Genomic DNA, 257 nt, shown 5'->3' on the forward strand with positions numbered 1-257 from the left:
GGCCGCCGCCTCGACGAACCGCATCCCCTCGTAATTGGATTGTCCGACCGAGCCGATCGGCGGCGCGTGCGCGCCGAACATCGCGCGGTAGCTGATCCGGAAATCGTCGTTGGCGCGCGAGTCGATACAGCCGAAATAGCCGGACGCGCAGAACAGGTTCTCCGTCGCGTCGGGTCCGATGCCGAGCAACACGGTCTCGTCCATTGCGCCGGCATAGCGCAACGTGGTGGCAGCGAGCCCGGCCTCGGCGAAGGCGC

General features: G+C 67.7%; 1 protein-coding gene. It reads right to left on the reverse strand.

What is annotated here, in order from left to right; genetic code table 11:
• Window positions 1–257 (reverse strand): ABC transporter substrate-binding protein (locus AC1RQI_RS17335; RefSeq protein WP_481905851.1); only part of this gene is annotated, 257 nt, incomplete at both ends.

Source organism: Salicola sp. AFF1 (assembly GCF_056783195.1).